21 protein-coding genes are annotated in these 21,772 nt (G+C 34.5%); 20 read left to right on the top strand and 1 reads right to left on the bottom strand.

Features of this window, described 5'->3' with window-relative positions; all coding sequences use genetic code 11:
- The first annotated feature begins 92 nt into the window (after positions 1 to 92).
- From AC1Q8N_RS06810 to AC1Q8N_RS06760, 11 genes are all read left to right on the top strand, one after another.
- Entirely contained in the window at positions 93 to 1,529 is a 1,437-nt protein-coding gene (locus tag AC1Q8N_RS06810; RefSeq protein ID WP_098068212.1) for a flavin monoamine oxidase family protein, read from the top strand.
- A 103-nt stretch (positions 1,530 to 1,632) separates the two neighbouring features.
- Entirely contained in the window at positions 1,633 to 2,556 is a 924-nt protein-coding gene (locus AC1Q8N_RS06805) for a CobW family GTP-binding protein (RefSeq protein WP_000754944.1), read from the top strand.
- Positions 2,557 to 2,686: 130 nt separating this feature from the next.
- Positions 2,687 to 3,292 (top strand): TetR/AcrR family transcriptional regulator, encoded by a 606-nt coding sequence (locus AC1Q8N_RS06800; protein ID WP_116442951.1) that lies wholly within the window; start codon positions 2,687 to 2,689, stop codon positions 3,290 to 3,292.
- Positions 3,293 to 3,307: 15 nt separating this feature from the next.
- The gene (locus AC1Q8N_RS06795; protein ID WP_493521135.1) at positions 3,308 to 4,798 is read left to right on the top strand and encodes an o-succinylbenzoate--CoA ligase; all 1,491 of its coding nucleotides are present in this window, start codon (positions 3,308 to 3,310) and stop codon (positions 4,796 to 4,798) included.
- A 4-nt stretch (positions 4,799 to 4,802) separates the two neighbouring features.
- The gene (locus tag AC1Q8N_RS06790; protein WP_048543230.1) at positions 4,803 to 5,219 is read left to right on the top strand and encodes a MaoC family dehydratase; all 417 of its coding nucleotides are present in this window, start codon (positions 4,803 to 4,805) and stop codon (positions 5,217 to 5,219) included.
- Positions 5,219 to 6,214, top strand: a complete 996-nt coding sequence (locus tag AC1Q8N_RS06785) for a 3-oxoacyl-ACP synthase (RefSeq protein ID WP_098080302.1) — start codon at positions 5,219 to 5,221, stop codon at positions 6,212 to 6,214. The genes AC1Q8N_RS06790 and AC1Q8N_RS06785 overlap by 1 nt, the downstream gene beginning before the upstream one ends.
- A 181-nt stretch (positions 6,215 to 6,395) precedes the next feature.
- Complete coding sequence (locus AC1Q8N_RS06780) at positions 6,396 to 7,613, top strand: substrate-binding domain-containing protein (RefSeq protein WP_098080303.1); 1,218 nt, start codon at positions 6,396 to 6,398, stop codon at positions 7,611 to 7,613.
- 90 nt (positions 7,614 to 7,703) lie between these two features.
- Positions 7,704 to 8,477, top strand: a complete 774-nt coding sequence (locus AC1Q8N_RS06775) for an ABC transporter ATP-binding protein (RefSeq protein WP_098080305.1) — start codon at positions 7,704 to 7,706, stop codon at positions 8,475 to 8,477.
- Positions 8,455 to 9,156 carry a branched-chain amino acid ABC transporter ATP-binding protein gene (locus AC1Q8N_RS06770; protein WP_001196686.1) on the top strand — a complete coding sequence of 234 codons (702 nt, stop codon included), beginning with the start codon at positions 8,455 to 8,457 and terminating at the stop codon, positions 9,154 to 9,156. Before AC1Q8N_RS06775 ends, AC1Q8N_RS06770 begins: the two co-directional genes overlap by 23 nt.
- 21 nt (positions 9,157 to 9,177) lie before the next feature.
- Positions 9,178 to 10,038 carry a branched-chain amino acid ABC transporter permease gene (locus AC1Q8N_RS06765; RefSeq protein ID WP_048543225.1) on the top strand — a complete coding sequence of 287 codons (861 nt, stop codon included), beginning with the start codon at positions 9,178 to 9,180 and terminating at the stop codon, positions 10,036 to 10,038.
- Positions 10,039 to 10,087: 49 nt separating this feature from the next.
- Positions 10,088 to 11,041, top strand: a complete 954-nt coding sequence (locus tag AC1Q8N_RS06760; protein ID WP_142312322.1) for a branched-chain amino acid ABC transporter permease — start codon at positions 10,088 to 10,090, stop codon at positions 11,039 to 11,041.
- A gap of 92 nt (positions 11,042 to 11,133) precedes the next feature.
- Here the strand turns inward: AC1Q8N_RS06760 and AC1Q8N_RS06755 are convergent, their stop codons facing one another.
- Positions 11,134 to 11,922: a LysR family transcriptional regulator gene (locus tag AC1Q8N_RS06755; protein WP_048543224.1), complete on the bottom strand. Its 789-nt coding sequence runs from the start codon at positions 11,920 to 11,922 to the stop codon at positions 11,134 to 11,136.
- Between the two features lie 120 nt (positions 11,923 to 12,042).
- Between AC1Q8N_RS06755 and AC1Q8N_RS06750 the strand changes: the two genes are divergently transcribed.
- From AC1Q8N_RS06750 to cydC, 9 genes are all read left to right on the top strand, one after another.
- Positions 12,043 to 12,591, top strand: a complete 549-nt coding sequence (locus tag AC1Q8N_RS06750) for a DUF4865 family protein (protein ID WP_000579910.1) — start codon at positions 12,043 to 12,045, stop codon at positions 12,589 to 12,591.
- 41 nt (positions 12,592 to 12,632) lie between these two features.
- Positions 12,633 to 13,040 carry a tautomerase family protein gene (locus AC1Q8N_RS06745; protein WP_098080309.1) on the top strand — a complete coding sequence of 136 codons (408 nt, stop codon included), beginning with the start codon at positions 12,633 to 12,635 and terminating at the stop codon, positions 13,038 to 13,040.
- A gap of 1 nt (position 13,041) precedes the next feature.
- The gene (locus tag AC1Q8N_RS06740; RefSeq protein WP_002071373.1) at positions 13,042 to 13,365 is read left to right on the top strand and encodes a carboxymuconolactone decarboxylase family protein; all 324 of its coding nucleotides are present in this window, start codon (positions 13,042 to 13,044) and stop codon (positions 13,363 to 13,365) included.
- A gap of 153 nt (positions 13,366 to 13,518) precedes the next feature.
- On the top strand, positions 13,519 to 13,962 hold the full coding sequence (locus tag AC1Q8N_RS06735) for a MarR family winged helix-turn-helix transcriptional regulator (RefSeq protein ID WP_048543221.1): 444 nt from the start codon (positions 13,519 to 13,521) through the stop codon (positions 13,960 to 13,962).
- 83 nt (positions 13,963 to 14,045) lie between these two features.
- The gene (locus AC1Q8N_RS06730; RefSeq protein ID WP_098080311.1) at positions 14,046 to 15,101 is read left to right on the top strand and encodes an LLM class flavin-dependent oxidoreductase; all 1,056 of its coding nucleotides are present in this window, start codon (positions 14,046 to 14,048) and stop codon (positions 15,099 to 15,101) included.
- 618 nt (positions 15,102 to 15,719) lie between these two features.
- Positions 15,720 to 17,123, top strand: coding sequence for a cytochrome ubiquinol oxidase subunit I (gene cydA / locus AC1Q8N_RS06725; protein WP_098049246.1), 1,404 nt, complete (start codon positions 15,720 to 15,722; stop codon positions 17,121 to 17,123).
- Positions 17,110 to 18,126 carry a cytochrome d ubiquinol oxidase subunit II gene (cydB, locus tag AC1Q8N_RS06720; RefSeq protein WP_000950075.1) on the top strand — a complete coding sequence of 339 codons (1,017 nt, stop codon included), beginning with the start codon at positions 17,110 to 17,112 and terminating at the stop codon, positions 18,124 to 18,126. Before cydA ends, cydB begins: the two co-directional genes overlap by 14 nt.
- Positions 18,126 to 19,841: a thiol reductant ABC exporter subunit CydD gene (gene cydD / locus AC1Q8N_RS06715; RefSeq protein ID WP_048543218.1), complete on the top strand. Its 1,716-nt coding sequence runs from the start codon at positions 18,126 to 18,128 to the stop codon at positions 19,839 to 19,841. The genes cydB and cydD overlap by 1 nt, the downstream gene beginning before the upstream one ends.
- A gap of 2 nt (positions 19,842 to 19,843) precedes the next feature.
- Positions 19,844 to 21,568, top strand: coding sequence for a thiol reductant ABC exporter subunit CydC (gene cydC, locus AC1Q8N_RS06710; protein ID WP_493521134.1), 1,725 nt, complete (start codon positions 19,844 to 19,846; stop codon positions 21,566 to 21,568).
- Positions 21,569 to 21,772 lie beyond the last annotated feature (204 nt).

Below are 21,772 nucleotides of genomic sequence, written 5' to 3'. Positions count from 1 at the left end.
AAAATGTATCCGTGCAATTTCTTGCACGAAACATAGGAAGTAAGTGAACCGAATATAATGCAATAAAATCCTTTATAGAAGGGGAAAAGGGCATGATGCAGCCATTAACGATGGAAAGAATGCTCCATATTATTAATGTGGGGCTCGTAAAAACGAAGAATCCAAAGCAAATTATTATTGCTGGTGCAGGAATTTCAGGATTAGTTGCAGCATCGTTATTGAAAGAATCAGGGCATAGCATAACAATTTTAGAAGCGAATAACCGAATAGGCGGAAGAATATATACGATCCGTGAACCGTTTAGCAGAGGCTTATATTTTAATGCAGGGCCAATGCGAATTCCTGAAACACACGAGTTAACTTTAGCTTACATTCGTAAATTTAAATTACCATTAAATCTTTTTATAAATAAAACCGCTTCAGATATTATTTATACGAATAATATTAAAACGAGATTGAGCGTATTTGAAAAAAATCCAAGTATACTTGGATATCCAATTTTAGAGAATGAAAAAGGGAAAACGGCAGAAGAGTTAATGTTAGTAGTGCTAGAACCAATACTTAATTTTATAAAAAAAGATTCTAATAAAAACTGGATCATCGTTGAAACAAAGTATAAAACATATTCGCTCGGATCATTTTTAAGTGAGTATTATTCAGATGGAGCAATAGATATGATTGGGGTACTTCTAGATATGGAAGCATATATGGGAATGTCTTTAATTGAAGTATTACGTGAAATGATCTTTTTTACTTCAACGACAAAATATTATGAAATAACGGGCGGAATGGATACATTACCGAATTCATTTTTACCCGAGTTAAAAGAAAATATTTTTATGTCGTATAAAGTAGAAAAAATTATACAGGAAGATAATAAAGTGATGATGCAAGTAACAAATGAACAAACGTTACATCCATTTATGGTAACAGGCGACATTGCTATTATCACAATTCCATTTTCAGCGTTACGATTTGTAGAAGTTCAGCCATATCATTTATTCTCTTATTTTAAAAGACGAGCAATTCGTGAATTAAATTATATTGCTGCAACTAAAATTGCGATAGAGTTTAAAAGTAAATTTTGGGAGAAAGCGAGACAGTGTGGCGGTAAATCTATTACAGATTTACCTATACGATTTACATATTATCCGAGTTATGGTATTCATAAACAAGGGGCAGCTATCGTTTTAGCGAGTTATACGTGGGCAGATGAGGCGTTAACGTGGGATAGTCTCACGCAAAGAGATCGTATTCGTTACGCATTAAAAAATTTAGCGGAAATATACGGCGACATCGTCTATAGTGAGTTTGTTACTGGAACATCTTTTAGCTGGAGCCAAAATCCGTATTCTTGCGGCGCATTTACGGCTTTCGAACCAGGTCAAGAGTTAGAGTTATTTCCGTATATTACGCCGCCAGCTGGCAAAGTACACTTTGCAGGAGAGCATACGACATTAACACATGGATGGATGCAAGGAGCAATAGAGTCTGGAATTCGAGTTGCTTATGAAGTAAACGAACAGTGAAGATATATTTACAAATCACTATTCTTTTAATAAAATGATTAATATAAATCGTAATTATTACGCTTTGAATACGTTTGAAATAAAGAAATGGATGGTCGATCAAATGAAAAAAGTAGAAATTCATATATTAGGTGGCTTTTTAGGTAGTGGAAAATCAACATTATTACAAAATTTATTGTTAGCGGAGAAAAAGAAGAATAGAAAAGTTGCAGTATTAATGAATGAAATTGGTGAATACTCAGTAGATACAGATATTATTGGAAAAGAGAATGTTTTAAGAGAGCTTCTGAAAGGATGTATTTGTTGTACGCTAAAAGAAGAGCTTGAAATACAATTACATTCGTTATATCAGCAAGAAAGACCAGATGTCATTTATATAGAAACGACAGGTGTTGCACATCCAATTGAAGTGTTAGATGCGTGTGTATCACCAATTTTAGCACCTTTCCTAGAAGTGAAATCAATTGTCGTCGTTTTAGATGCAGTAAGGTGGTTAAATCGAAGAGTATTAAGTGCAAACGTTCAGCAATTATTGCATGAGCAACTGAAGTTTGGTAGCCACATTTTAATTAATAAATCAGATTTACTAACAGATGCGGATAAGAACAAAGTAATTGAAGAAGTGAAAGCAATAAATAATCATGCGAAATTGTTTGAAACAAAATATTGTAATATATCTTTAGAAGACATAGAAGAAGCTGAATTTACGAATGATGGGGAACATGAGACACTACATGTAAAACAGCATTTACATATACAAACGATGACATATCAATTTACGAAATCGATTGATCAAGATAAATTATACGAATGGCTTTCGAATTTACCAGATAGTATTTATCGTGTAAAAGGATTTGTGAAATTCCATGGAGATAAATACCCGCACTTATTCCAATATTCATTTGGGGTACCAACTTTACTGGAACAAGATTTCGGTTTCCCGACGAACTTGGTTGTAATAGGAGAAGGGCTAGATAAGAAACAATTGGCTGAAGGATTAGAGAAAGTAGAACTTAATTCTAATTAAGATTAAAGGACTAACTTCAAATTAAGTTAGTCCTTTTTTATATGTAGAAAAACGCTTGCGGATTTTGTCTAATGAAAATAATTGTAAAATTCAGAAATGTATTTATAATCAAATCTAAGAGGTGATTCAGGTGTCAGAAAAAATAATAATGGATGTAAAAAACTTAACAACAAAAGGATTAGAAACGAGAGAGAAATTATTGTGTGCTGCAGAAGAGGTGTTTGGTAGTAAAGGATATTACGAGGCTTCTATTGTGAATATTACACAAGAAGCAAAGGTAGCGCACGGAACTTTCTATAATTACTTTCCGTCTAAAAAAGATATATTTGATGAATTGATTCGCAGATTGAACCGTGAGTTACGCTTAATTATTAAAGAAGAAATGAAGGGAATATCAAGTTATGAAGAGGCACAAAGAAGAGGTTTTCAGGCGTTTTTTCGGTGGGTGAAAGATCGTCCTAATCTATATAACATTGTACAACAGGCAGTAGTTGTTGATGATAACTTATATAGATGGTACTATGCAAAGCTCGCAAATGGATTTTTAAAAAGTTTATCGGCTGGTATGGAAGCGGGAGAGTTTAAACAATTTGATAAAGAAACAATTGCGTATTGTCTTATGTCAATTGGGCAATTTCTAGGAATGCGATGGGGCTATTGGGAAGAGAAAGATGTTCCGGAAGATGTATTTGAAGCAGCGATGTCATTAATATTTGAAGGATTGAGAAAGAGATAAGGGAGTGGGGAAAATATGCAAGGCATTGCTTATTGGATTGAAAAACGGTCCTATTTACATCCAGATCGCATTGCCATTATTACAGAAGAGGAGGAAATGACATATAAACAGTTACATGAGTATGTAAGTAACGTAGCCGCATATTTAATTTACGACTTACATGTGCAAAAAGGAGAAAGGATAGCTATTTTATCACAAAATAGCTTGGAATATATTGTACTTTTGTTTGCTATAGCAAAGGTAGAATGTATTGCTGTTCCATTGAATATACGATTAACAGAAAATGAACTTATATTTCAGTTAAAAGATAGTGGAACTACAGTTTTATTTGTAGAGGAAACATTTCAAAATATAGCACTGTCAATGCAGAAGGTATCGTACGTACAAAGAGTTATTTCGATTACAAGTTTAAAAGAAATAGAAGATAGAAAAAGTGACAACTTTGAAGAGATAAATGAAAGCGCATCCTTTATTATATGTTATACATCAGGTACAACAGGAAAACCGAAAGGAGCCGTACTTACACAAAAAAATATGTTTTGGAATGCGCTAAACAATACATTTGCGATTGACTTAACTATGCACGACCGCTCTATTGTATTATTACCTTTATTTCATATTGGTGGAATTGGTTTATTCGCATTTCCAACTTTATTTGCAGGTGGCGTAATCATTATTCCAAGAAAATTCGAACCAACCACAGCTCTTTCAATGATAGAAAAACATAAAGTGACTGTAGTAATGGGAGTACCTACAATTCATCAAGCATTAATTAATTGCCCAAAGTTTGAAACTACAAATTTACAATCAGTTCGCTGGTTTTATAACGGCGGTGCTCCATGTCCAGAAGAGTTGATGAGAGAATTTATAGATAGAGGATTTTTATTTGGTCAAGGCTTTGGCATGACTGAAACATCACCAACCGTATTTATGCTTTCAGAAGAAGATGCAAGACGTAAAGTAGGATCAATTGGGAAACCAGTTCTGTTTTGTGATTATGTACTTATTGATGAAAACAAAAATAAAGTTGATATTGGTGAAGTTGGAGAGTTACTTATAAAAGGACCGAATGTAATGAAAGGGTATTGGAATCGGCCAGATGCAACAGAAGAAACGATTCAAGATGGTTGGTTATATACGGGAGATTTAGCTAGAGTTGATGAAGATGGTTTTGTATACATTGTAGGTAGAAAAAAAGAAATGATAATTTCCGGTGGTGAAAATATTTATCCACTTGAAGTAGAGCAAGTCATTAATAAGCTTTCTGGGGTATATGAGGTAGCGATCGTTGGTAGGCAACATGTAAAGTGGGGAGAGATTCCAATCGCCTTTATTGTGAAAAAGAGTAGCAGTATATTAACTGAAAAAGAAGTCATTGAGCATTGTTGTTTATTTTTAGCAAAATATAAAATACCGAAAGAGATTATTTTTCTAAAAGAATTTCCTAAAAATGCAACTGGTAAAATTCAAAAAGCACAATTAGCAAATCAATTGAAAAGTTGGTGAAGAGATGACGATGTATAGCACGGGTCAACAGGCGTCATGTAGTAAAACAATAACAGAAACGGATTTTGTATTATTTGCAGGGTTAAGTGGGGATTTTAATCCAATTCATATTGATCATGAGTATGCAAAGCAAACTAGATTTAACCAAAGAATAGCACATGGTTTACTAACTTCTAGTCTTTTATCACAATTGCTTGGTATTCATTTACCTGGAAAAGGATCCGTTTATATGGAACAAACTATTAAATTTACAGCACCAGTTTTTATAGGAGATACAATTACAGCTACGGCTACAGTACAAGAATTTATGATAGAAAAGAGAGTTTTGAAATTGTTAACGGAGTGTCATAACCAAAAAGGAGATCTAGTATTAACAGGTGTAGCTACTATGATGGTGCCAAAAGAAGGAGGAATAGTCTAATGAATATTGGGATTGAAGCGACTGGTATTTTCTTCCCAAAAGACGTAGAGACGGCGGCAGACCTATCTCAAAAAACAGGTATCCCTGAGAATATTATTATAGAAAAGTTTGGATTATATGAAAAACATGTCGCAGATGAAACGATGCATGCATCAGATTTAGCTATTGCTGCTGCAAAGCCAATATTATTACAAGTAGATCCTCAATCTATTGATGTAGTCATTTATTTTGGCAGTCCACATAAAGATTACCACGTATGGTCAAGTGCCCCAAAAATTCAGCATGAACTTGGATTGAAAAATGCTTATGCTTTTGAAATTATGAATGTTAGTTCTTGCTTTCCTATTGCTCTCAAAGTCGCAAAAGATATGCTTTACTCCGATAACTCAATTGAAAATATATTATTAGTAGGTGGATGTAAAGAATCTCAAATTGTAGATTATGATAATCCACGCTCACGTTTTATGTTTAATTTCGCTGATGGCGGAAGTGCAGCTTTAGTGAAAAAGGACGCTAGAAAAGGTGAAATATTAGGAAGTGCGATTATAACAGATGGTTCATTTCATGAAGATGTACGTATTCCAGCAGGTGGATCAAAGCAGGTTGCGAGCTATGATACAGTTGAGAATCGGCAACATTATATTGATGTAATAGATCCTAATAGTATGAAAGAACGTCTAGATCGGGTTTCAATCCCTAATTTTGAAAAGGTTATTCGAGAGGCGTTAAAAAAAAGTGGGTTAACTCCTAAAGATATTAAAGTATTGTTACCACTGCATACAAAACGTTCTATGTTAATAGAATTGATACAGGGACTAGGGCTAGAAGAAGAACAAGTTGTATATTTAGATCATTATGGACATATGTCAGCGCTTGATCCTTGCATTGGTCTTCACTTTGCAAATGAACAGGGAAAATTACAGCCTGGAGATATTGCAGTAGTAGTTAGTGCCGGGACTGGGTATACGTGGGCAGCGACTGTAATTAGGTGGTGAAAAATACTAGATGAATATATGGTAAATGGAGGTATTTGGAAAGAGGCGGCGAATGTAAAGGTACTTCATTAAATTTTTAAAACAGATTTGTTTGTATGATTCAAAGAAAAAGTCATAATTACGGGTGGTTAACTTTGGCGAGATTGATTCTATCAGAAATTAAAGTATGGGGAGGATCACAATGTCGATGAAAAAACGTAAATGGCTAAGAATGATGGCTACTGGTTGTGTTTTAAGTTCGTTATTAATAACGGCAGCTTGTTCAGGAAAGAAAACAAGTACAGAGGATGAAAAGACGATTAAGGTAGGGGTTCTTGCTTCATTAACAGGTCCATTAGAATCATATGGAAAACAAACAGTGAACGGATTTGAATTAGGGTTAGACTATGCGACGGGTGGAACTGGGAAGGTGGAAGGGAAGAAGATTAAGTTTGTTGTAGAAGATACGGAAACAAAAGCTGATGTAGCAGTTAAAAAAGCTACGAAATTATTAGAAGAAGAGAAAGTTGATTTTTTAGTCGGATCGTCTAGTTCAAGTGATACATTAGCGGTTTTACCACTAGCTGAAGAGTATGAAAAAATAATGGTTGTAGAACCAGCAGTGGCGGATAGTATTACGGGTAAGAACCGGAATAAATATATTTTTAGAACAGGTAGAAATTCATCTCAAGATGCAGTCGCTGGTGCTGCAGCGATTGCTAAAAAAGATGTGAAAATAGCAACGTTAGCACAAGATAATGCTTACGGCCGTGAAGGAATTGCGGCATTTAAAGCTGGAGCGAAGAAATTAGGTGCGAATATTGTAAATGAGCAATATGCTGATACAAATTCGACTGACTTCACTGCTAATATTCAAAATATCATTAGCTCAAAACCAGATTATTTATTTATCGTTTGGGCGGGGGCGAATTCACCTTGGAAACAGTTGAAAGATATGAATGTGGAAGCGCAAGGTATTAAAATTTCTACCGGTGCACCAGATATACCGGCATTAAAAACGATGGATGCGCTAGTAGGAATGCAAGGTTTTTCTGTTTATTATCATACACTCCCGAAAAATAAAGTGAATGATTGGTTAGTGGAAGAACATAAAAAACGATTTAATGGTGCGGTGCCAGATTTATTTACAGCAGGTGGAATGTCAGCGGCAATTTCAATTGTAGAAGCTTTAAAGAAAACAAAAGGTGATACAGATGTAGATACATTAATTAAGAAAATGGAAGGAATGGAATTTGATACACCGAAAGGAAAGATGAAGTTTAGAGAAAAGGATCACCAAGCGATGCAGACACTTTATTCTATCACATTGAAAAAGCAAGATGGTGTTGATTATCCGGTGCCAGTATTAGAGCGAGAATTAACGATGAAAGAGACAGAACCACCACTTCAAAATAAATAGACTGAATTTTCTGTTGTTTTTGTATAAAGAGGGGCACACCCTCTTTATATGTATTTCTTTCATACTTAAAGCTTTAAAGGGAGGGGTATTGTGACAAATTTGCTAGAAACGAAAAATCTTAGCGTATCTTTTGGCGAGCATCATGTTATTAAAGATGTGAATGTAACAGTACAAAAAGGAAAGCTCATTTCCATTATTGGACCTAATGGTGCAGGAAAGACAACGTTATTTAATTTACTAAGTGGACAAATTTCTCCAACGAAAGGTGAAGTATATTTTAAAGGACGAGAGATTACAAAATTATCAATTTCGGATCGCACTCGATTAGGAATTGGTCGCTCTTTTCAACTTACAAATATATTCCCAGAGTTAACGGTACTTGAAAATGTTCGTTTAAGTGTTCAATCATTTGTTCAAGATTACTATAGTTTTTTTCCGAGTTCGGCAAAATTTAAGCAACAAGTGGGAGAGGCGAGACGTTTCTTAAAAACAGTCTTACTTCACGAGAAAGAACATGTATTAGCGAAAGATTTAGCACATGGGGAAAAACGAAAGTTAGAGCTTGCGATGTTATTAGCTTTAAAAACAGATGTATTACTACTTGATGAGCCGACCGCAGGTATATCAGTTGAGGAAGTACCGGCTATTTTACAAGTGATTGAAAATATTAAGAAACATCCAGAAAGTACAATTGTACTAATTGAACACAAGATGGATATGGTACTAGGTTTATCAGACCATCTTATCGTTTTGTTCCATGGAGAGTTATTGGCTGAAGGTTTGCCCGAAGAAATGATGAAAGATGAGCGTGTACAAAGTGCTTATTTAGGGGGATTATATAGTGGCACTATTACAAGTGAATAATATAGAGACGTATTTAGATCAGTTTCATATTTTACAAGGGGTATCTCTTGCTGTTGAGAAAGGAACGATTACTGTACTGTTTGGAAGAAATGGGGCAGGGAAGACGACGACATTACGTTCGGTTATGGGATTTCACCATATCGCACATGGTGAAATTTATTATGATCGTACACAAGTAAATGGATTATCTACACATTTAATTTCAAGGAAAGGAATAGGTTATGTACCAGAAAATCAAGGTATTTTTCACGATCTGACAGTAGAAGAAACATTCGCTCTTGCTAGAGGTAAGGGAGAAGAAGCGGAAGAAAAAATAGAATGGATGCTTGAACTATTTCCAGATTTAAAGCAATTTTGGCACAAAAAAAGCGGACTCTTAAGCGGAGGACAAAAGCAAATGCTAGCAATTTCAAGAGCATTTATTAATAGTGATGGTTTATTACTTATTGATGAGCCGAGTAAAGGCTTGTCCCCTATTATGATAGAAAAATTAATGATAGCCATTTTGAAAATGAAGGAGAAAACAACAGTTTTACTCGTTGAACAAAACTTTATGATGGCTAGTCAAATTGGTGATTACTTTTATATTATGGATAACGGAAAAATTGTTCATAACGGTTTTATGCATGAATTAAAAGAGGATAAGGAAATGTGTCACAAATATTTAGGAATCTCTTAACATGAATCCGAGGTGAGAAGGATGGATGTGTTAATCAATTTATTTGTAAATGGGATTTCAACAGGGATGCTCATTTTTTTATTAGCATCAGGACTTTCACTTATTTTCGGTTTAATGAGTGTTCTAAACTTCGCACATGGTGGTTTATTTGCCTGGGGAGCGTTTACAGGTGTTTGGTTATTTAATATGACAGGTAGTTATGTATTAGCGTTAATTGGAGCAATTGCTATGGGGATGTTTCTTGGATTTATTTTAGAAAGATTTCTTATTAGACCGGTATATGGAAATCATGTTCGCCAGCTTCTTGTGACGCTTGGAGGAATGCTTGTACTTAGTGAATGTATTAAAGTATTTTGGGGGCCAAATCCAATTGGTGCTAAATTACCGTTATGGTTACAAGGTAGTTATACATTTGAAGGCGTTATATTAATTAAATATCGTCTATTCGTTATTTTAATTGGGATCATCATTTACATTGCCTTACTATTATTGCTCAAAAAAACAAAGATAGGTCTAATGATACGCGCAGGTGTAATGGATAAAGAGATGGTTCAAGCGCTCGGTATTAACGTAAAAGCAATATTTTCTTTCGTCTTTTTATTAGGAGCAGGGATGGCAGCGTTGGGAGGCTTCTTATTAGCACCGTATTCAGGTGTTATTTTCGCCGAGATGGGTATGCAGTATGCGATTTTAGCTTTTATAGTAGTAATCATTGGAGGATTAGGAAGCGTACAAGGTTCAGCAATCGCATCTTTAATTGTCGGATTAGCGGGTGCCTTTACAGCGTATTTTATACCGGATTTATCACTTGCAATCAATATGTTAATGTTACTATTTTTCTTAATAGTGAAGCCAAATGGACTTGTTAGTGAAAAGGGGTGAAATGGTGAACAGCACTTCAAATCGAATTAAAGTATACTTCGGAGTATGTATGCTCATTTGTTTAAGTGTATTTCCATTCGTAAATGATTCACGGAGCTTGTTAATTTTGTTCACTCAAATCTTCATCTTTGCTATTTTTGCAATGAGTTTTGATGTATTGCTTGGATATACAGGAATTGTATCATTCGGCCATTGTATGTTCTTTGGAATAGGGGCATATGGGGTAGCGCTTTTATTTGATCGGCAAGGAGTATCTATAACGAACTTTTTTATAGGGATAGTAGCTGCAATTATTATTTCAGCAATTGTTAGTTATATAATCGGTTTGCTTTCTTTACGACTGAAAAGTCATTTTTATGCAATGTTAACACTTGCTATTTCACAGTTGTTTTTCGTACTTGCTGAAAAGTGGCGTGGTCTCACTCACGGAGGGGATGGTTTTACATTTGGTGTACCAGACTTATTCCGTGATCGTCTTACCTTTTATTATGTAACACTTATATGTTTAATTGTCATTTTTATACTGTTACGTCTTTTCACCAAATCTTCTATTGGAAAAGTATTAAAGGCAATTTCACAAAATGAGCAACGTGTGGAAGCACTAGGATATAAAGTTCTTCATTATAAAATTATTGCTAGTATTGTTGCAGGAGTAGTTGCTACAATTAGCGGTGGTTTATTTGTTATCACACTACGCTTTGTTAATACGACTGTATTTTCAATTGAAATGACATTAAATGCATTATTGATGACAATGATTGGAGGCGTTGGAACGTTAATTGGAGCAATTGCTGGAGCTGGAATTATTGAATCACTGAAATATTATTTATCAGAACTAGCCACAGCGTATCCGATTTTTGAAAGATGGACAATTATTCTTGGTTTATTGTACATTATCGTCTTGTTAGTTTTTCCGAAAGGATTAGTTGGCACGATTAAGAGACTGAAGAATGTGAAACAGAGTAAGAAGGAGAAAAGTGCAAAAGTGGAGCAAAATGTGTGAAAAATCAATTGTATAGAATATAAAAATCCCTCTTTTAAATTCGTAAAGGAGGGATTTTTATTAGTGTATGTAATTAGTTTATAGCTATTATATTAATCAAATAGTTCATCAGGGATTTGTTTTAAAGAGTTTTGATTTGTAAAAAAATGAACAGCTAATTTCTCAATTGGAACATTTTCAATTGGTACCAATGTATCATTTCTAATCGGCAAAAAGGCTATTCCTTTTCCATCCTGAATAAACTCTTCCATAAGCGAATAAGAATCTAATTGTTGAAGTTGACGCTGAGATAAATGATTTTCTTTTAGAAATTGTATCGTCTTATTTCTAAAAGGGCACTTTTTGTCATTACTAACGAAGAAGAGTTCCTTTGAATAGTCAATGGTTCGTGTTTCTTTCGCTTTTAATAAGCCTACAGACATTGAAGTAGTAAATACTTTTTTAAAAGCTGCGTCGGGATCATCCTCATAAGTGATGACCATATCAACCTTTTGTTGTTGCAGTAATTTTTGTAAATGACTACTATTTTCTACATATATTTGATAATTCCTGAAATTTTCTTTAATACGCTTACTTACATAATTAGTCAAAATAGATTGTGACGTCGCAATTATATAAGAAGAACCATTCGTTTTAATTTTATCTTTTGCTTCTTCTACTAGAGTTAATATTTGATTCGTGTAGTCTAATAAAATGTCACCAGAAGGTAACAAGGAAACGCCTTTGTTATCTCTATGTAGTAAAGGTGTTTCTAACTCTTGTTCTAATTTTTTGATTCGCTCAGTTACGTTTGGTTGAACATACCCTAACTCTTTCGCAGCTTTACTAATAGAACCTTCGCTAGCTACAGTTTTGAATATAATAAGATCATTTATTTCCATTTATCACAGCCCCTTATACGATATCATTATAAATGATACCAAACATAATTTATACCTATTTTACGTTAGTCAATCATCGCCTTATCATTGTGTATATAAGATGGAAAGTGAGTGATAAACATGATTGGAATGCAATATAAGGTCATTTTGCCAAAAGATTATGATATGGAGATTATTAAGAAAAGGGTAAAGGATAATGGGTATAAAACGGATGGTTTTCAAGAATTGAATTTCAAAGCATATTTAATGACTGAGGCAGGTAAGCATGGGAATTTCTATAACTGTTATGCACCTTTATATATTTGGAATGGCCATGAAGGAATGAACAAATTTATCTTTGAAGGGTATTACGATAATATTTTACAATCTTTTGGGTGGCAACAAATAAATATAGGTGCTCCATTAGTTGTTAATCTAAAGGATGATTTTAAGAAATGTAAGTATGTGGTTGAATATGTAGGGAGTATTTCTCAAAGTAATTCACTGAGGGAGACTCAATTAAAAACTATGAATGAATATGTACAAAATATAGAAAAGTGTTTAGGAAATGTAATCATTTATAATCCAGATAAATGGAGGTATAGTCAGTTTAATTTTTATGAAGAAAAGCCTGAAATGGTAACAAATAAAGGTGTTACAGTATATGAGATTTTGCACATTTCACGATGAAAATTTGTTGAAGTTAAATTAGGAAAAAGGAATGAATATGTATGCCTTTTGTGAACGTTTATTATCATGAAAATATATTAAATAAAGAAGAGTTGAAAAAGATAGGTGAATGTATTCATCTGTCATTAATTGAACATTTTAACATCCTTGAAAATGATTATTTTCAACTGTTTTTACCTTATCAACAAAATCACTTTTTATATAATCCATATTATTTATTAGAAAGAGGAGAAAAGAGAACAGAGAATATGATTTATATTTCTATTACATGTGGACCGGGAAGAACGATAAAACAGAAAATGAATCTATATCAGTCGATATCCCTGAGGATTTCTGAATGTTCTAGTATAAAAAGTGCAGATATTTTTATTACGCTAAATGAGACATCTGCTGAAAATTGGTCATTTGGTCAAGGATTGGCACAATTGGTAAAAGTGAAGGGAGAGTGAAATGATGAATGAATCAATTAAATATTGTATTCAAGAGAGAATGAAAGAAATGGCACCTGCATTTGCTCATTATAGTGAAGAGATATTGTTCGAGGAAGTGTGGCGGGATGACACTTTAACATTAAGAGAAAGAAGTTTATGTACAGTGTCGGTATTAATCAGTCTTGGTCATACAGAACAATTACCATTTCATTTGCGACTGGCCAAACAAAATGGAATTGGAGAAAATGAAATGATCGCATTAATAACACATATGGCTTTTTATGTTGGTTGGCCCAAAGCAGTGGGAGCTTTAAATATAGCAATGAATGAAATGGAAAGTTAAGAATAACGATAAGAAAGAATTCATTTAAATATGAATTCTTTCTTATCGTTATTTATGCAATACTCTAATGAGATATTTTTCACTTTTTCTCTTGCTTTTTTATCACTTGCGTAGTAAAGTGATAGTAAGATTCACGATAGGAAGTGATCAAATATGCGTGATAATACGATAGGATCATTAATATGGTTACGTTTAATACGATTTACGAACCAAAGTAATCAGATGTCAAATGAGTTTTTAAAACGGTTTGATTTAACGACAGCTCAATTTGATGTGCTTTTGCAAATACGTACGTATCAGCCACTAACGCAAATGGAGTTAGCTGAAAAGGTAACTGTTACACAAGGCGGTATTTCTCGAATGTTAACTCGTCTTGAAAAAGAAGGATATATTGTGCGAAAACAAGACTGGAAAACGAAAACAATTAGTCTTACAGAGCAAGGGGAAGCAGCTTTAGAGAGAGCGTTGCCAGAGCAACTTGCATTTCAATCATCGTTTTTTGATGATGTATTAAATGAAGAAGAGCAGAAAATATTATACGAGCTGATGACGAGAGTTCATAAGCATAGTGAAAAAAAAGAATTGCCGCAAGAGTAATTTTTTTTACACCATCAATTGACTAATCAAGTGATAGGTGATTGAAGAAAATGAATACGACTGAATTAAAGGAGAGAGCAACTATGGAAAAATACCGTATGGATACAAGTAAAGGAATGGAGTTTGGATTATATTCAATTGGGGATCATGTTTTAAATCCACATAACGGAGAAAAAGTTAGTGCAGAACAAAGAATTCATGAATTAATTGAAACAGCAAAGTTAGCGGATGAATCTGGACTTGATGTATTTGCTGTCGGTGAAAGTCATCAAACGCATTTTACAACACAAGCTCATACAGTTATTTTAGGAGCTATTGCACAAGCTACGAAAAATATAAAAATTGCAAGTTCAGCAACGATAGTAAGTACATCTGATCCGGTACGAGTATATGAGGACTTTGCTACAATTGACTTAATTTCTAATGGACGTGCAGAAATCGTGGCTGGTCGTGGATCTCGTATTGGGGGATATAGTTTACTTGGTTATGACGTGAATGATTATGAAGAATTATTCGAAGAGAAGATGGATCTTTTATTAAAAATTAATAAAGAGGAACATGTAACATGGAACGGACAGTTCAGAGCGCCGCTTGCACATGCATCGGTTATTCCGAGAGCGAAAAATAATAACTTACCAATTTGGCGTGCAGTTGGTGGCCCACCAGCTAGTGCGATTAAAGCGGGACGTGCGGGTGTACCAATGATGATAACAACACTAGGTGGCCCAGCTATTAACTTTAAAGGATCGGTAGATGCTTACCGAGAGGCTGCGGCGCAAAGTGGATTTAATCCAGCAAGTTTGCCAGTTGCAACAACGAGTTTATTTTATACAGCAAAAAATTCACAAGATGCATTTAGTGAATACTATCCTCATATTAATGCTGGTATGCTTACACTGCGCGGTGGTGGGTATCCGAAGCAACAATTCACAAATGCAGTAGATTACCGTGACGCATTAATGGTTGGTAGCCCGCAACAAATTATTGAAAAAATGCTTTACCAATATGAATTGTTTGGACAACAACGTTTTATGGCACAAATTGATTTTGGTGGTGTACCACTTAATAAAATTGAGAAAAACATTGAATTAATTGCTACTGAAATTTTACCGGCTATTAGAAAACATACAGCAAAATAATTTGAAAAATACCGAGAGTCTAATCGATTCTCGGTATTTTTTTTATGTATAAATTTCGTTTGAAAAAATGATAAAAAAATGAATTTTCAGTCTAGAAAGAGGGGGGATATTTTCTATTTTTGAATAACATTATTTTGTGTTTGAATTTTAGGAATGCATTTTTCTCTTGACAAAAAAATAACTGATTTCTTCATTGGTTAAGAGGACATTTTTTCATAAGAAAGTCAAGTGTATGAAGAGAAAAATGATTATTTTATTGATACGAAAGTAAGTCTTATATTAAAAAAATACATTTTAGTAATGAGAAAAATTTAATTCAAAAAAATGACAAAAGACATATTTCAGACAAAATGATGTCAATAATACGTCAAAAATCAGCTGAATTTACTATGCAGGTATATTATACAATTCGATTAACGGATAAAACACTACTGAAATAGTGAAAAGGTAAATTTTATGAGAAAGTTCTTTTGTAATGATCTTGAAAACTGAAAATTTATATTTTCTAAAAGTACATAAACAAATTTATCTTTCTATATTTCTAAGATTTGAGTTGTTTTATTCATACAACTCAATCGAAAATACGATATAAAAAATTATGAAGGAAGTGATTGTAGTATGGAAACGCTCGAATTGGCACGAATACAATTCGCATCAACAACGATTTTCCATTACTTTTTTGTTCCGCTGTCTATTGGTTTAGCTTTTATCATTGCGTTAATGCAAACGTTATACGTGGTAAAGGGACAAGAAATTTATAAGAAGATGACGAAGTTTTGGACACAAATATTCCTTGTAAACTTTGCGGTAGGTGTAGTAACTGGTATTCTACAAGAATTCCAGTTTGGTATGAACTGGTCAACATATTCACGTTTCGTAGGTGATGTGTTTGGTCCATCACTTGCGATTGAAGGTTTATTAGCATTTTTCATTGAGTCTACATTCCTAGGTTTATGGGTATTCGGTGAGGACAAATTACCGAAGCGCGTTCACCTTTTATGTATTTGGCTCCTTTCAATTGGAACAATGTTATCAGCATTTTGGATTTTAACTGCAAGTGCATTTATGCAATCGCCAGTAGGGTATGAAATGGCAGCAGATGGACGTGCACAAATGAATGATTTCTTAGCGATTATTCAAAACCCACAATTATGGGTACAATTCCCGCATACAATTACAGCGGCAATTGCAACTGGTGCATTCTTTATTGCAGGTGTGAGTGCATGGAAAATAACGAAAGCTCAAGAAACTGAAGTGTTTAAAAAATCGTTCCGCATTTCTATCATTGTTGGAACACTTACAACTGCGCTAGTATTATTCTTCGGTCATGCGCAAGCACAACAATTAATTAAGACGCATCCAATGAAAATGGCAGCAGCTGAAGCGTTATGGAATACGAGTGAGGATCCAGCGCCATTTACAGTATTTGCGAAAATTGATGCAGAGAAGCAAGAGAACTCGTTTGAAATTCAAATCCCTTATATGCTAAGTCTATTATCATATGATAAATTTAGCGGTCAAGTAGAAGGGATGAATCAAATTCAAAAGCAATATGAAGAAAAATATGGGCCTGGAGATTATATACCGCCAGTACACACTATGTTCTGGAGTTTTAGAGCGATGGTAATGAGTGGAACATTTATGCTTCTTCTAGGAGCATACGGATGGTTCTTATCAAGAAAAGATCGTTTAGCTGAAAAAACTTGGTATTTAAAATTAATGGTGTATGCAATTGCACTACCGTTTATCGGTAATACAGTAGGATGGATTATGACTGAAATGGGACGTCAGCCTTGGGTAGTTTTCGGTGTTATGAAAACGGAAGATGCTGTATCTCCAAATGTTACGTTCGGAGAAGTATTATTCTCTTTAGTTTCATTCACATCACTATATTTAATTATAGGTGGAATCACTATTTACTTATTCGTTCGTATTATTAAAGGACATGAGAATAAGAAAGCGAAACAGGATTCTCAAAGCCATGATCCATTTGATAAGGAGGAAGAGTATGTTATCTCTTAATGAGTTGTGGTTTATCATTATTGCAGTTTTATTCGTAGGCTTCTTTGTACTTGAAGGTTTCGATTTCGGTGTAGGTATAGTTTCAAGGTTTTTAGGGGAAAACGATTTAGAGAAAAGAATTTACTTAAATACAATTGGCCCATTTTGGCACGCGAATGAAGTATGGCTTGTTTGTGCAGGTGGGGCTATGTTCGCAGCATTCCCGCACTGGTATGCAACTTTATTTAGCGGGTTTTACATTCCGTTTGTATTTATGCTTCTTGCTTTAATTATAAGAGGGGTTTCCTTTAAATTCCGTGCGAAAATAGACAATCATAAATGGAAAGGTTTTTGGGATTGGGGTATGTTTTTAGGAAGTTTACTACCGCCTGTTCTTTGGGGAGTTGCAATTGCTAACTTTATGGTAGGTATTCCAATTGATGAAACGAAAAATGCTGTAGGTGGATTCTTACCATTACTTCATCCATTTGCATTACTTGGAGGAGTTATGTTCCTTCTGCTCTGTATTGTTCACGGATTGCAATTCCTTACTATACGTACAACTGGTAAGTTAAGAGAACGTGCACGTATTGCTGCGTTGAAAATTGCACCGCTTGCAATTATAGCACTTCTTATTTTTGCCGGTGTAGGGTTATGGAAAACAGATATATTCACTGGTCATGGTACAGAGTGGATTATGGTTCCGATCGGAGCTTTTGTAGCATTATGTGCGTCAACATTATTAAATAAAAGAAGAAGAGATGGTTGGGCTTTCGTTATGACAAGTTTAACAATCATTTTACTAAGTGCGAGTGTGTTTGCCGGCATGTTCCCACGTGTCTTAATTAGCTCGTTAGGGTCAATATACGATTTAACAATTTATAATGCAGCATCGGGAGATTATGCACTAAAACTGATGACGTATTTTTCAATTGCTATATTGCCATTTGTTTTGGGAAGTCAAATATGGAGTTTCTATGTGTTTAGACAACCTGTTAAGTCAGATAAAGATTTGGAGTACTAATGAAAAGAAAAAGAGGACTTCCATCGTATCCTGGTAGCCGAGTTTTATATGTAGTGTTAACAATCATTAGCATTTTAGAAGCTATAAGTATTATTGGGCAAACAGTGTTTTTAGCACGGGCTATTACGTTTTTATTTCAAGGAGAAACAGTGCAATCTGTGTTAAATGAAACGGTTTATTTTGGAATCACGTTTGCAGTACGTCATATGCTAGTTCGAATTTCGCAAATATTAGTGGAACGTTTCGCTGAAAAAACAGGATCGCTACTGCGAAAACAATTAATAGAGGCGTATTTCACATTAGGTCCACGATATGTTCAAACTGCTGGAACAGGTCATCTGGTTACCTTATCGATTGAAGGTATTGAGAAATTTAAAACATATATTGAATTAACAATCCCTAAAATGATTAGAAGTAGTATCGTACCGGGACTAATTGTACTATATGTTTTTACGTTAGATATTGAGTCTGGAATCATTTTAGTTGTAACGATTCCTATCGTAATTACATTTATGATCCTACTAGGATTAGCAGCGCAGAAAATGGCGGATAGCCAATATGAAACATATCGAGTACTTTCTAATCATTTTGTAGATACGTTAAAAGGATTAGAAACATTAAAGTATTTAGGGAAAAGTAAACAACACGAAGGAAAGATTGAAAAAGTAAGTAAAAGGTATAGAAAAGCAACGATGCGTACTTTGCGAGTTGCTTTTCTTTCTTCTTTTGCATTAGATTTCTTTACGAGCTTATCCATCGCATTTGTGGCGGTGGGATTAGGGATCCGTTTAATAGATGGGACAATTGTACTATTGCCAGCCCTTACGATTTTAATTTTAGCTCCGGAATATTTTCTGCCAATTAAACAAGTTGGAGCGAATTATCATGCTACGTTAGATGGACAACTTGCAATGGAGCAAATAGAAGAGATTTTACAGCAACAAAAAGAAATAGGAACGAAAGAATCTAATGTAGGTTTAATATGGAATGCCTCTAGTAACTTGAAATTACAAGATGTAAAAGTAAAGAATAATGAATCTGAAAAAGCTATATTAGAGGGAATTGATTTTACTTGGAAAGGCACCGGCGCTATAGGTGTAATTGGTGAAAGTGGGGCAGGGAAATCGACGTTAATTGACGTATTAGCAGGATTTTTAACTCCTTCGGGTGGAAATCTGATCATAAATGGTGTGAAAATTGACGGGTCTACTCGAGAAGATTGGCAAAAGAATATTGCTTATATTCCGCAGCAACCTTATATTTTCCCGCTTTCATTAAAAGATAACATTTGTTTCTATGAAACAAATACAGCTGATGCAGAAGTGGAAAGAGTTATTAATGAAGTTGGTCTTCGTTCACTCGTTACATCGCTTCCGAACGGGATGTATGAAAGAATTGGAGAAGGTGGACGTATGCTTAGTGGCGGGCAAGAACAACGTGTCGCTATGGCGCGTGCACTTCTAAGCAAAAAGCCAATTATTTTATTAGACGAGCCTACAGCACATCTTGATATTGAAACTGAATTTGAAATAAAGCAAGCGATGTTACGTCTGTTTGAAGGTAAGCTAGTATTTCTTGCAACACATCGTCTTCACTGGATGAAACAGATGGATCATATTCTTATTTTAAATAAAGGGGAAATGATAAAAAGCGGCACGTATGAAGAACTTTTAAAGAATGAGGCATTACATTTTCAAAGGAAAGAGAGGGGATAGAGATGAGTAACTGGATTAAACCTTATATACAGCAAAATAAAGGTAGAATGACTTTAACTATTTTCCTTGGTCTTCTTGGAGTTAGTTCAGGTGCGATGTTACTTTTCATTTCAGGTTATTTAATCTCTAAATCTGCTCTTAGACCAGAAAATGTAATGGCTGTATATGTTCCTATCGTTGCAACACGTGCGTTTAGTATTGGACAAGCGGTATTTCATTATTTAGAGCGTTTAGTTGGACACGATGTCGTACTACGCATATTAGAAAAGATGAGAACGAAACTATACAGAATAGTAGAACCGCAGGCGTTATTTTTCCGTTCACGATTTCAAACGGGCGATATGTTAGGTATATTATCCGAAGATATAGAGCATTTGCAAAACCTATATTTACGTACAATATTTCCTAGTCTATTAGCATTAGTTGTATATAGCATATTTGTACTTGTTATCGGAGCATTTGACGTAGTATTTGCACTTATTGCAGCATGTATGTTGGCTATTATCGTTTTTCTTCTTCCGTTTGTATCATTACTTTTAATGAAGCAATATCATGTTACTTTAAAGCAAGGAAGAAGCCGTTTGTATCAACAACTAACAGACGCTGTTTTTGGGTTATCTGATTGGCAAGCAAGTGGTAGAAAAGATGAATTCATTGATAAGTATGTAGAGCAAAATGCTCAGTTGTTAAAAACGGAAAAAAGAATGAAGCGCTGGAATCATATTCGGGACAGTATCATTCAATTAGTAGTGGGGATCGTAGTTATTTCAATGATCATATGGACTGGAAATGAGGCAGCAAGTGAACAGATTGCACCTACCGTTATTGCGGCTTTCGTCTTAATGACGTTATCTGTGACAAATGCGTTAATTCCACTTTCAGATGCTATCGATCGAATTCCATCATATGTAGAATCTGCTCATCGTCTAAATAAAGTAGAAGCTAATGATGTTTTACAGGATGAAAAGGAATTACATGAGGATAAAGATTATGTTGCATCAAAATATATAGACATTGAATTAAATAATGTATCGTATCGTTACCCAGATAGTAATGAGTTTGTATTGAAAGAAGTATCACTTCAAATAAAGGCAGGAAAGAAAATCGCCATTTTAGGAAGAAGTGGAACAGGAAAATCTACTTTGTTAAAATTGTTAGCAGGTGCGCTAAGCCCGTTACATGGTGAAGTTTTATTGAATAGTGAACATGCTCATACGAATCTTTTATCAAAATATATCTCTGTATTGAATCAAAAGCCGCATTTATTCGATACGACAATTGGAAATAATGTGCGAATCGGTAAACCAGAGGCTACGGATGAAGAGATATGGACAGCTTTAGAGAAAGCACAATTAGCTTCGCATATAGCTTCTCTTCCAGATGGATTGCAAACAAAAATGCATGAAATGGGAAAAAGGTTTTCTGGTGGAGAAAGACAACGGGTTGCTTTTGCTAGAACGCTAATGCAAGAGGCTCCAATTATTGTACTTGATGAACCTACGATCGGCTTAGATCCAAAGACAGAACTATCTTTAATAGAAACAATGTTTTCTGCAACAGAAGAAAAGACTGTTATTTGGATTACACACCACCTTGTAGGAATTGAACATGTAGATGAAGTTATATTCCTTGATCGTGGCCAAATTGTGATGCAAGGCAGTCATGAACAACTTCTGAAAGAAAACGAGAAGTATCGTAAGCTGTATGAGTTAGATAAAGGAATATAGTTTGAATAAGTAATAATTGTAAAATAGCTACGCCTAATGGTGCAGCTATTTTTTTGTTAAGAAATATATTCTTTTTAAGGTATAGATTTATCTCGCTATTTGCAGGGCAAGATCCGGCTGATGTGAGGAAGTTAGGTGTACGTAAAAGTCCGATTGGTGAGGGGGATAATCAGAAGGGATGGAGAAGCCCCCCTGATTAAAGTT

The sequence above is a fragment of the Bacillus sp. GW823-FHT06B01 genome, assembly GCF_058952315.1.
Note: the sequence above shows the minus strand (reverse complement) of the source record. Positions and strands in the feature narration are given on the sequence as shown.

Coding starts and splice junctions, on each gene's coding strand:
- AC1Q8N_RS06810 (WP_098068212.1), top strand. CDS start 93: ATGATGCAGCCATTAACGATGGAAAGAATGCTCCATATTATTAATGTG.
- AC1Q8N_RS06805 (WP_000754944.1), top strand. CDS start 1,633: ATGAAAAAAGTAGAAATTCATATATTAGGTGGCTTTTTAGGTAGTGGA.
- AC1Q8N_RS06795 (WP_493521135.1), top strand. CDS start 3,308: ATGCAAGGCATTGCTTATTGGATTGAAAAACGGTCCTATTTACATCCA.
- AC1Q8N_RS06790 (WP_048543230.1), top strand. CDS start 4,803: ATGACGATGTATAGCACGGGTCAACAGGCGTCATGTAGTAAAACAATA.
- AC1Q8N_RS06785 (WP_098080302.1), top strand. CDS start 5,219: ATGAATATTGGGATTGAAGCGACTGGTATTTTCTTCCCAAAAGACGTA.
- AC1Q8N_RS06780 (WP_098080303.1), top strand. CDS start 6,396: ATGTCGATGAAAAAACGTAAATGGCTAAGAATGATGGCTACTGGTTGT.
- AC1Q8N_RS06765 (WP_048543225.1), top strand. CDS start 9,178: ATGGATGTGTTAATCAATTTATTTGTAAATGGGATTTCAACAGGGATG.
- AC1Q8N_RS06760 (WP_142312322.1), top strand. CDS start 10,088: ATGCTCATTTGTTTAAGTGTATTTCCATTCGTAAATGATTCACGGAGC.
- AC1Q8N_RS06755 (WP_048543224.1), bottom strand. CDS start 11,922: ATGGAAATAAATGATCTTATTATATTCAAAACTGTAGCTAGCGAAGGT.
- AC1Q8N_RS06750 (WP_000579910.1), top strand. CDS start 12,043: ATGATTGGAATGCAATATAAGGTCATTTTGCCAAAAGATTATGATATG.
- AC1Q8N_RS06745 (WP_098080309.1), top strand. CDS start 12,633: ATGCCTTTTGTGAACGTTTATTATCATGAAAATATATTAAATAAAGAA.
- AC1Q8N_RS06740 (WP_002071373.1), top strand. CDS start 13,042: ATGATGAATGAATCAATTAAATATTGTATTCAAGAGAGAATGAAAGAA.
- AC1Q8N_RS06735 (WP_048543221.1), top strand. CDS start 13,519: ATGCGTGATAATACGATAGGATCATTAATATGGTTACGTTTAATACGA.
- AC1Q8N_RS06730 (WP_098080311.1), top strand. CDS start 14,046: ATGGAAAAATACCGTATGGATACAAGTAAAGGAATGGAGTTTGGATTA.
- cydA (WP_098049246.1), top strand. CDS start 15,720: ATGGAAACGCTCGAATTGGCACGAATACAATTCGCATCAACAACGATT.
- cydB (WP_000950075.1), top strand. CDS start 17,110: ATGTTATCTCTTAATGAGTTGTGGTTTATCATTATTGCAGTTTTATTC.
- cydD (WP_048543218.1), top strand. CDS start 18,126: ATGAAAAGAAAAAGAGGACTTCCATCGTATCCTGGTAGCCGAGTTTTA.
- cydC (WP_493521134.1), top strand. CDS start 19,844: ATGAGTAACTGGATTAAACCTTATATACAGCAAAATAAAGGTAGAATG.